The organism is Solibaculum intestinale (assembly GCF_040096205.1).
Taxonomy (GTDB): Bacteria; Bacillota; Clostridia; order Oscillospirales; family Acutalibacteraceae; genus Solibaculum_A; species Solibaculum_A intestinale.
In genome coordinates this window covers 35749-43966 of sequence record NZ_JBBMFD010000021.1, presented here as the reverse complement: position 1 = coordinate 43966, position 8218 = coordinate 35749, and the positions used below count along the sequence as shown (strand labels likewise).

7 protein-coding genes are annotated in these 8218 nt (G+C 58.9%); 1 reads left to right on the top strand and 6 read right to left on the bottom strand.

Annotation, left to right across the window (positions count from 1 at the left end; all coding sequences use genetic code 11):
* Positions 1-172 precede the first annotated feature (172 nt).
* Positions 173-418: a helix-turn-helix domain-containing protein gene (locus tag WMO26_RS10840; protein WP_349220356.1), complete on the top strand. Its 246-nt coding sequence runs from the start codon at positions 173-175 to the stop codon at positions 416-418.
* On the opposite strand, the gene WMO26_RS10835 is transcribed toward WMO26_RS10840, so the two are convergent.
* The 6 genes from WMO26_RS10835 to alaS are packed head-to-tail and all read right to left on the bottom strand — an operon-like array spanning position 408 to position 7909.
* Entirely contained in the window at positions 408-1034 is a 627-nt protein-coding gene (locus WMO26_RS10835) for a ribonuclease M5 (RefSeq protein ID WP_349220354.1), read from the bottom strand. The genes WMO26_RS10840 and WMO26_RS10835 overlap by 11 nt on opposite strands.
* A 17-nt stretch (positions 1035-1051) precedes the next feature.
* On the bottom strand, positions 1052-2083 hold the full coding sequence (gene holA / locus WMO26_RS10830; RefSeq protein ID WP_349220352.1) for a DNA polymerase III subunit delta: 1032 nt from the start codon (positions 2081-2083) through the stop codon (positions 1052-1054).
* An 18-nt stretch (positions 2084-2101) separates the two neighbouring features.
* On the bottom strand, positions 2102-4318 hold the full coding sequence (locus tag WMO26_RS10825; protein WP_349220351.1) for a ComEC/Rec2 family competence protein: 2217 nt from the start codon (positions 4316-4318) through the stop codon (positions 2102-2104).
* Positions 4319-4351: 33 nt separating this feature from the next.
* Positions 4352-4888 carry a phosphoribosyltransferase family protein gene (locus WMO26_RS10820; protein WP_349220349.1) on the bottom strand — a complete coding sequence of 179 codons (537 nt, stop codon included), beginning with the start codon at positions 4886-4888 and terminating at the stop codon, positions 4352-4354.
* A 30-nt stretch (positions 4889-4918) separates the two neighbouring features.
* On the bottom strand, positions 4919-5257 hold the full coding sequence (locus WMO26_RS10815; RefSeq protein ID WP_349220348.1) for a histidine triad nucleotide-binding protein: 339 nt from the start codon (positions 5255-5257) through the stop codon (positions 4919-4921).
* Between the two features lie 21 nt (positions 5258-5278).
* Positions 5279-7909: an alanine--tRNA ligase gene (gene alaS, locus WMO26_RS10810; protein WP_349220346.1), complete on the bottom strand. Its 2631-nt coding sequence runs from the start codon at positions 7907-7909 to the stop codon at positions 5279-5281.
* Positions 7910-8218: the final 309 nt, after the last annotated feature.

Below are 8218 nucleotides of genomic sequence, written 5' to 3'. Positions count from 1 at the left end.
ATCTGTGTTCATTTCTTTCGGCGACGCGAAAGAAATGAACACGAAGTCAGGTAGAAATCGAACGTCAGATTCCGACGAATTGAAAGCGTAAAAAATAAAAAAATTTAGGGTTATTCTCCCTAATAAGCCGTGAAAAATTCTTCATAATAAAGGCCATGGAGGAGGGATCGAAATGAGCCGCTACCGCATCCTTCGAAAGCGCAATCGTCTTTTGCAGATTCAAATTGCGATGAAAACGGGCATTGATCAGAGCGTCTACTCGAAGATCGAATGCGGGCGCCGGGAGGCGTCCCTTTCTCAATGCCGGGAGCTTGCCAAGCTCTTTGGAACCAGCATGGATTACCTAGCCGAACTGACCGACGAAGAAACGCCCTATCCCAGAAGCAAAAAGGAAACCCGCAGTGGAATCAAACCTTGATTCCACTGCGGGTTTCTTCCGTGATAAGCGCCGCCACCGCCGCCCGGTATTCCTCCTTGGTGCAAACGGTGTTGAGCACCTGCAAGAGCGCCCCGGAAGACAGGTGCTCCGGCAGGTCCAGCGCCTTGAGCAAAAGCCCCCTGCGGCGCTTGCTGTCCGCCCGGCCGGTGATGCCGTCCTCGTATAAGTCCGCCGGGGTAATCGGCTCGCCCTGCGTCTGCGGCGCTTCGTCCAGTTCCTCGAAGGTGGCCCCCGCCCTTTTAAGCGCGTCGAGAATCACCTGCTTGGGAACCCCTTCCACCCCCAGCTTCCCTTCCTTGGAGGGCTGTGCCTTGCGGCTTTCCTTGCCCAACAGGTCGGGGATATACGCGTGCTTGACGTACTTCGTGGGGATGGAACCGCCCAAGTACCGGCGGATGACGAAGCCCGCCCCGTCGCTGTCAGTGAGGATGAGAAGGCCCCGGGTTTCGGCCAGCCGGCGAAAAAGCTTGAGCCGGTCCTTGTTTTTGAATATGGCAAACCCGTCCGTTTCCAGAATCAGCCCGTCGATGAGGGAGGAAAGCTTGATCTTGTCGTACTTGCCTTCCACGATCACCGCTTCCTTAATTTTAAGCAATCCCCGGCCCTCCTTTTCTATACCGCCAGCAGCCCGGCCACCGTCTGTTCCAGAATCACCCGCCGGTCGGTTCTCGACCCTTTGAGCATCCGGTCGGCCTTGCTGAGCAGCTCCAGCGCCGCCCGCAGGCGGGACAGGTCCAAAGACGCGCAGTCTCTCGCCGCGTTTCGCAGGCGGAATTCTTTCCCCCGGTAGTCAAAACAGGTCTTGAGGGCCTCCGCCGGTTCCCCGCCCATGCTAGCGACCTTTGCCCGGTATAAGTCCGCATAGGTGGAGCACAGCGCCGCCAGCAGCATCACCGGCTCCTCCCGGTTGGCAAACAGCGTATCCAGCAGGGAAAACGCCTTGTCCGCCTCCCTGCGGGTAATGGCCCGCACCAGGTCGAACGCGCCCGCGTCCAGAGTGGGGGTGGCCACCGCCTTGATCTGCTCTTTGGTGATCTCTCCGCTCCCCGCAAAAGCGCACACCTTTTCCAGCTCGTGGAACAGCGTCTGCATGTCGCTGCCGCACAGGGTCACCAGGTAGCTTGCGTTATGAGGGCTGAGGGTGCAGCCCAGCTTTGCCGCCGCCGCGCATAACGTTTTCCCCAAGGACGCCGCATCCCGCCGTCCCAGCTCCACCGAGCAGCCCACCGCGTCGATTTTTTTCACAAAGGTCTTCCATTTCGAGGACCGTTTCAGGTTGGCCTCCACCGCGTCCAGCCGGAAAATCAGCACGCAGGTTTCCGGCGGGTCCTTGAGAAGCTCGGTCATCTTGGCCGACTCGGAGGCGTTCACGCTTTCCGCGTCAAAATCCCGCACGATCACGCAGCGCTTTTCGGCCATGACCGGCAGCATCTCCACCGCGTCCGCGATTTCGTCCACCGACGACTCTTTCCACTCGAACTGCATCCGGTTAAAGTCGTCCATCCCGTCACCGACCGCCTTATCGGCCAGCTGCTTGCAGTAGAGCTTTTTAAGATAGTCCTCCGCGCCGTGCAGGAGATACACCCGCGAAAGGTCCCCTGCTTTGATTTGCTTTTTGAGTTCCAATTCATTGATGGCCGGCATGATCTGTCCTTTCTTCGTCTATCGGATTTTTTCTACCATCACATCCGCGTTTCCCCGGGTGCGCACCACAAAGGTGTCGTTGGGTACGGCGAAAGCGCTCTTTTCCAGAGCTTGCAGCCGGATGAGGGCGGGCGCGGACGTTTTCGTTTCTCCCGTCACCAGGACCAGCGGGCTTCCTACCTGATGAAAGGACGCCGGAAGGCTGGCGTGAAACACCGCCGCTTGCAGCGGGACACTTGGGCACGCCGACCCGTCCGCTCCCTCGGTGGCGAACAGCGTGGCCGTGGTACCGGCGCGGATGAGAATCAGGCTTTCCTCTCCTTGGGTTACAATCTGCAGCGTAACCCCGTCCCAAAGCGCGATTTCGCAGGAAGCGTAGGGCTGGCAGATGGTGTCCTCTTCTACGGCCTTCTCCAGCTTTTTCGCTTCGCTCCCGTCCTCCGGGAGCATGGCCAGCGTTACCTCATAGGTGTTGAGCAGCTCCGAAGCTCCCGACGCGTATTCGTCGTTCAGCTTGGGGAGCAAAAGAAGGTCGATGCTTTTGACCCCGTTTGCCGCCAGATATTCGTTGGTTTCCCATCCAATGTCCCATGCCCCGCCGCAGCCGATGACCGCCGCCCGGCCATCCTTGGTAAGCACCACCGACGAGCCGCCTTCTGACCCGATAACCGCGATCGAGGTGACGCCCCGGTTGAGAAGCTGCCCCGACAGAATCCCGCAAAAGAGCAAGATGGCGGAAAGCAGGGCGGTCATACGCAGCAGTGTCCCGTTTTTTCGCAGGAGAAGCGCTGCCGCTACCAAAATCAAGGTCCCGCACAGCCACAAAAGGAAATAATCCTCTGCCGTGCTCACGGTGGAGAAGGGGAGATGGGCGCAGAAGCGGGCCGCGCCCATAAGATACCGGGCAAGAAGCCCCGCAAGGAGCGAAAAGGGATATGCCAGGAAGGAAAAGGGGCCCAGCAGAGAAAGTACCGAGCTAAGCCCGCCCATCAGCAGCATCCCCGAGGCCGGGAACATCACCAGCACGTTGGTCAGCGGCGCGACCAGGGACAGCTGGCCGAACACCAGAATCAAAATCGGCGTGTTAAAGAGCGTCGCCGCCAGGGACTGGGCCACAATCCCGCTGCCTTTTCGAAGGAGGCCGCCCACTACCCGGATGTCCGGCATGCGGGAAACCATGGCTCTGTCCAGCCGGCCCGCTAAAAGAATGATGCCCAATGTGGCCGAAAAGGACATCAAAAGCCCGATTCCCGCCGCCGCATAGGGATTCAGAACCGTCAGAAGGAGAGCGGACAGCCCAAGAGAGTTGAGCGGGTCGCTCTGCCGGCGAAGGATTCCGCCGAAAAGCACCACCAGCATCATAATGCCCGCCCGCACCACCGACGGGGTAAACCCGGTCAGCGCCATAAAGAAGAAAACAAATCCCGCCGCAATCAAATTCTTGATCCATATCTTTCCCTTGAGACGCCTCAGCAGCAGCATCACAAACCCGGTCAAAATCACGATATGGGTGCCGGACACTGCCAGCAAATGGCTGATGCCGCTGTCCCGGAAATCCTGACGAACCTGTGGGTCGATGAAATCGTCCACACCCAGAAGCACCCCGTTGATGAGCTCGGCCGCGTCGGGTGCGAGCATCTTCCGATTTTGCTCGAGCATGGCTGCCCGAAGGGAAACGATGTGGGAATAGAAAGGCTTCGTGTCTGGCGTGGTGAACGAAAATCCGTCCTCGCTGCGCACCGTCAGGTAAACACCCTTGGTTTTCCAGTTAAGAACCGTGGGACTGTAGGGCTTCGAAAAGGTCACGTCCCCAGAGAATTCGTCGAAGGGCTCGGCGTTGAGCAAAAAGTCGTTGGTGTAGGTGACCCTGAAATTCTGGGGTGCACCGGGCAGATCTACCGAGGTGATTTGCAGAGTGTACCGGTACCGCCCGCCGGTGGTGTATTCCGGCAGGTCGGTGATATACCCGGTGACGCTGGCCGTTTGTCCATCCAAGCGGACAATGGGCGCGTAGGAAAACTGCTCGGTCAGGCAAAAGGAAGCCAGCGCCAGCGTGCACGCAAGCAAAGCCGCCGGAATCACACGGCCCTTGCGAAGCGCCGGGACCAGAAAGGCCGCAACCGCGCCTGCCGCCGTCATGACCAGAAACACGATGGCCGCCGTAAAACCCAAAAATGCGGCGGCCACCAGCGTCAGCAGCCAGGAAAAGCCAACCACCGCCAGAGTCCGTCGCATTTTGTCACCGCCTGTCTTTAAAAAACGTTTTGGTTATTTGAAGAACAAGGGGAGGGGTTCTAAAAAGAGAATGTCGTCCCGGTTTGCCGCGTCCCCTTCCGCAAGGACAGTGGCACGGCCCGCGATGAGCCCGCCCGCTTCCTTTACCAGCGCTTCAATGGCGTTTAAGGATTCCCCGGTGGAGATCACGTCGTCCACAATCAGCACCCGCTTGCCGCAAAGAGAATCCGCCTCATCCCGGTCCAGGTACAGCGTCTGTACCCGGGCGGTGGTGATGGACTTCACCTCAACCGCAATGGGATCGCGCATATAGAGCTTGGTGGCCTTTCTTGCCACATAGTACCGCTTCCCGCTCTGGCGGCTCATCTCGTAAGCCAGCGGGATGCCCTTGGCCTCAGCGGTCATAATTACGTCGAAGTCCGGGCTTTTTTTGAGCAGCTCCTCCGCCGCCTTTACGGTCAGCTCCGCGTCGCCGAACAAAATAAAGGCCGCAATGTCGACTTTCTCATTAAGAGGGCAGCGTTTTAAGGTGCGGGTCAGCCCGCAGATCTGCATGGTATAGCAATCCATTTTTTGTTCCCCTTTTTATGTTGGATGGGATTAACCCATCTGGCCCTGCAGCGGCCGGCCGCCCATGATGTGAAAATGCAGATGCTTGACGGTCTGAGCTCCGTCGTCACCGCAGTTGGTGACCACCCGGAAGCCGTTTTTGAGCCCCAGCTTCTTGGCAATGCCCGGGATTACCTCGAAAATGTGAGCCACCAGGGCGGAATTTTCCCCCGTAATGTCCGCCGCCGAAGCAATGTGCGTTTTCGGAATCACTAGCACGTGCACCGGTGCCTGGGGATTGATGTCTTCAAACGCGTATACCAGCTCGTCCTCGTACACCTTCGTGGACGGGATTTCTCCGGCGATGATTTTGCAGAAAAGGCAGTCCATATTCGGTTCCTCCTTGATGGATTATTTGTTGATCATATCGTTGACGATGGAGCTGACCGCTTCCAGCGCTTCGTCCAGCTTCGTCAGGTCCTTGGCGCCGGCCATGGCCGTGTCCGGCCGTCCGCCGCCCGAACCGCCGGCGATTTTCGCTACCGCTCTCACCAGGTTGCCCGCATGGGCACCCTTTTTCACTGCCTGCTTGCCGCAGGAGGCCGCGATGGTGGCCTTGTCGCCCAAGGTCCCCGCCACGACAATCACCGTGTCGTCCCGCATGTCCTTGACCTGGTCGCAGATGGCGCGCAGCGCGTCCGGCCCGGTGCCTGAGAAGAGAGCCGAGACGATATGAATGCCTTCGATGACCTCGGCGCCTGCAAAGAGCCCGTCGATGCGGATTTGGGCAATCCGGCTGTTTAGGGCCGCGATTTCCTTATCCTTGGCTTTCCCTTCGGTCATGGCCTGGGAAGCCTTCTGAGGCAGGTCCTCCACGTTTGGCACCTTGAGGGCAGCCGCCGTGCTGTGAAGAAGGCCGTTTAAATGGTTCATATAGTCGAGAACGCCTGCGCCGGTCACCGCTTCGATGCGGCGCACGCCGGAGGCTACCGACGCTTCCGAGAGAATCTTAAAGAGGCCCAGCTTCGCCGTGTTGTCCACATGGGTGCCGCCGCACAGCTCGATAGAAAAGTCCCCGGCTTTTACCACCCGGACCACATCGCCGTACTTTTCGCCGAACAGAGCCATAGCTCCCATGGCCTTTGCTTCGGCAATGGGCATTTCCCGGGTTTGTACCGGCATGGCCGACAGAATGACCTCGTTTACCATCTGCTCCACGTCCTGGAGTTCCTCCGGCGTCAGGCTGGAGAAATGCGTAAAGTCGAACCGGACGGTCTGCTCGGTCACCATCTGGCCCGCCTGCTCCACATGGTCGCCCAGAACCTTACGCAGCGCCGCCTGCAAAAGATGGGCGCCGGTGTGGTTTCGCATGATGGCAAGCCGCCGCTCCTTGTCCACTGACGCGGTTACCGTGTCTCCCACGCTCAGAACACCGCTTTCGATGGTGCCCCGATGGACGAATACGCCGGTTGCCGTCTTAAAGCAGCCGAACACCCGGAAGGTCATGCCGTCTAAGGTTAAAACGCCGCTGTCGCTCACCTGGCCGCCGCTTTCCGCGTAGAAGCTGGTCCGGTCCAGAACCACCAGGGCTTCGCCCTCGCTCACCGCCTCGGAAAGCTCCCCTTCCCGCACGATGGCCAAAACCTTGCCCGTGGTCTCGGTTCCCTCATAGCCGGTAAACACCGTAGCCGGGCAGTCGGCCAGCACCGACCGGGTCCCCGCCCAGGCCTCCGCCGTGGCGGCTTTGCGGGAAGCGCGGGCCCGTTCCCGCTGCTCCTTCATCAGGCGGTCAAAGGTCTCCTCGTCCACCTTGAGGCCCTTTTCCTCTAAAATATCCATGGTCAAATCCAACGGGAAGCCGTAGGTGTCGTAAAGCTTGAAGGCGTCCTCGCCGGAAAGGGTATCTCCGGAGAGGTTTTCCACCGCCGTATCCAGCATGGCAAGGCCCTGGTCAATGGTCTTGCCGAAGGAGGTTTCCTCTACCAAAATGAGCTTCTTGATGAGCACGCTCTTTTCCGCAAGCTCCGGATACGCATCCCGGTTTTCAAGAATCACCGTGTCCGCCACCTCAGAGAGGAACGGCTCGTGAATGCCCAGAAGCCGCCCGTGCCGGGCTGCCCGGCGCAAAAGCCGGCGCAGCACATAGCCCCGCCCCTCGTTGGAGGGCATGACCCCGTCGCCGATCATGAAGACGGTAGAGCGGATGTGGTCGGTAATGACCCGCAGGGAAACGTCGGTTTTCTCGCTGTCTCCATAGTGCACGTTTGCGATCCGGCTGACGTGCTTCATGATATTTTGCACCGTGTCTACCTCGAACAGGTTGTGCACCCCCTGCATGATGCAGGCCAGGCGCTCGAGGCCCATGCCGGTGTCGATGTTGGGATGGTCGAGAGGGGTATAGTTGCCCTTGCCGTCGGAATCAAACTGGGTGAACACCAGGTTCCAGAATTCCACATACCGGTCGCAGTCGCACCCGACCCCGCAGGTGGGGGAGCCGCAGCCGTATTCCTCGCCCCGGTCAAAGTAGAGCTCCGAGCAGGGGCCGCAGGGGCCGGTGCCGTGCTCCCAGAAGTTGTCTTCCTTGCCCAAACGAACAATCCGGTCGGGGGAGACTCCCACTTCCTTGGTCCAGATGTCGAAGGCCTGGTCGTCGTCCTCGTAAATACTCACCCAGATCCGGTCCACCGGCAGTTTAAGCACCTTCGTGCAGAATTCCCAGGCCCAGGCGGTGGCCTCGTGCTTGAAGTAGTCCCCGAAGGAGAAATTGCCCAGCATCTCGAAATAGGTGCCGTGCCGGGCGGTCTTGCCCACCCTCTCAATGTCCGGCGTGCGGATGCACTTCTGGCAGGTGGTTACCCGCTTGCTGGGCGGCGTGATTTCGCCGGTAAAGTACTTTTTCATCGGCGCCATTCCGGAGTTGATGAGCAGAAGGCTTTTGTCGTTCTGCGGGATCAGCGGGAAGCTTTTCAAACGCAGATGCCCCTTGCTCTCAAAAAAGGAAAGGTATTTTTCGCGGAGTTCGTTGAGTCCTGTCCACTGCATGGTCAAAGTCACATCCTCATAAAAAATAAAACGCTTCCGTTCCCAATCGGGACGGAAGCGATTCCGTGGTACCACCCAAATTGCGTTTTGAAACAAAACGCCGCTTTTTCTCCGTTAACGCCGGAGTGACGCGCGGCTCCTCGCCGCGGCGGCTCGGGGGCGGCCGGACAGACGCCAAAAACGCCAAAAGCCTTTCAGCAAAACGGCTTTCTCTCTGCTGCGCGGCGGCTTCTTCTTCCCGTCAATGCCAAGTGTCCGTATAAAACGATCTTCATTGTTTTTATTATACGGTCTGTTTTTTCCCTTGTC

What these genes read in the sequence shown, in the direction of transcription:
- WMO26_RS10840 (WP_349220356.1), top strand. Translation starts at nt 173, where the DNA reads ATGAGCCGCTACCGCATCCTTCGAAAGCGCAATCGTCTTTTGCAGATT.
- holA (WP_349220352.1), bottom strand. Translation starts at nt 2,083, where the DNA reads ATGCCGGCCATCAATGAATTGGAACTCAAAAAGCAAATCAAAGCAGGG.
- WMO26_RS10825 (WP_349220351.1), bottom strand. Translation starts at nt 4,318, where the DNA reads ATGCGACGGACTCTGGCGGTGGTTGGCTTTTCCTGGCTGCTGACGCTG.
- WMO26_RS10820 (WP_349220349.1), bottom strand. Translation starts at nt 4,888, where the DNA reads ATGGATTGCTATACCATGCAGATCTGCGGGCTGACCCGCACCTTAAAA.
- WMO26_RS10815 (WP_349220348.1), bottom strand. Translation starts at nt 5,257, where the DNA reads ATGGACTGCCTTTTCTGCAAAATCATCGCCGGAGAAATCCCGTCCACG.
- alaS (WP_349220346.1), bottom strand. Translation starts at nt 7,909, where the DNA reads ATGCAGTGGACAGGACTCAACGAACTCCGCGAAAAATACCTTTCCTTT.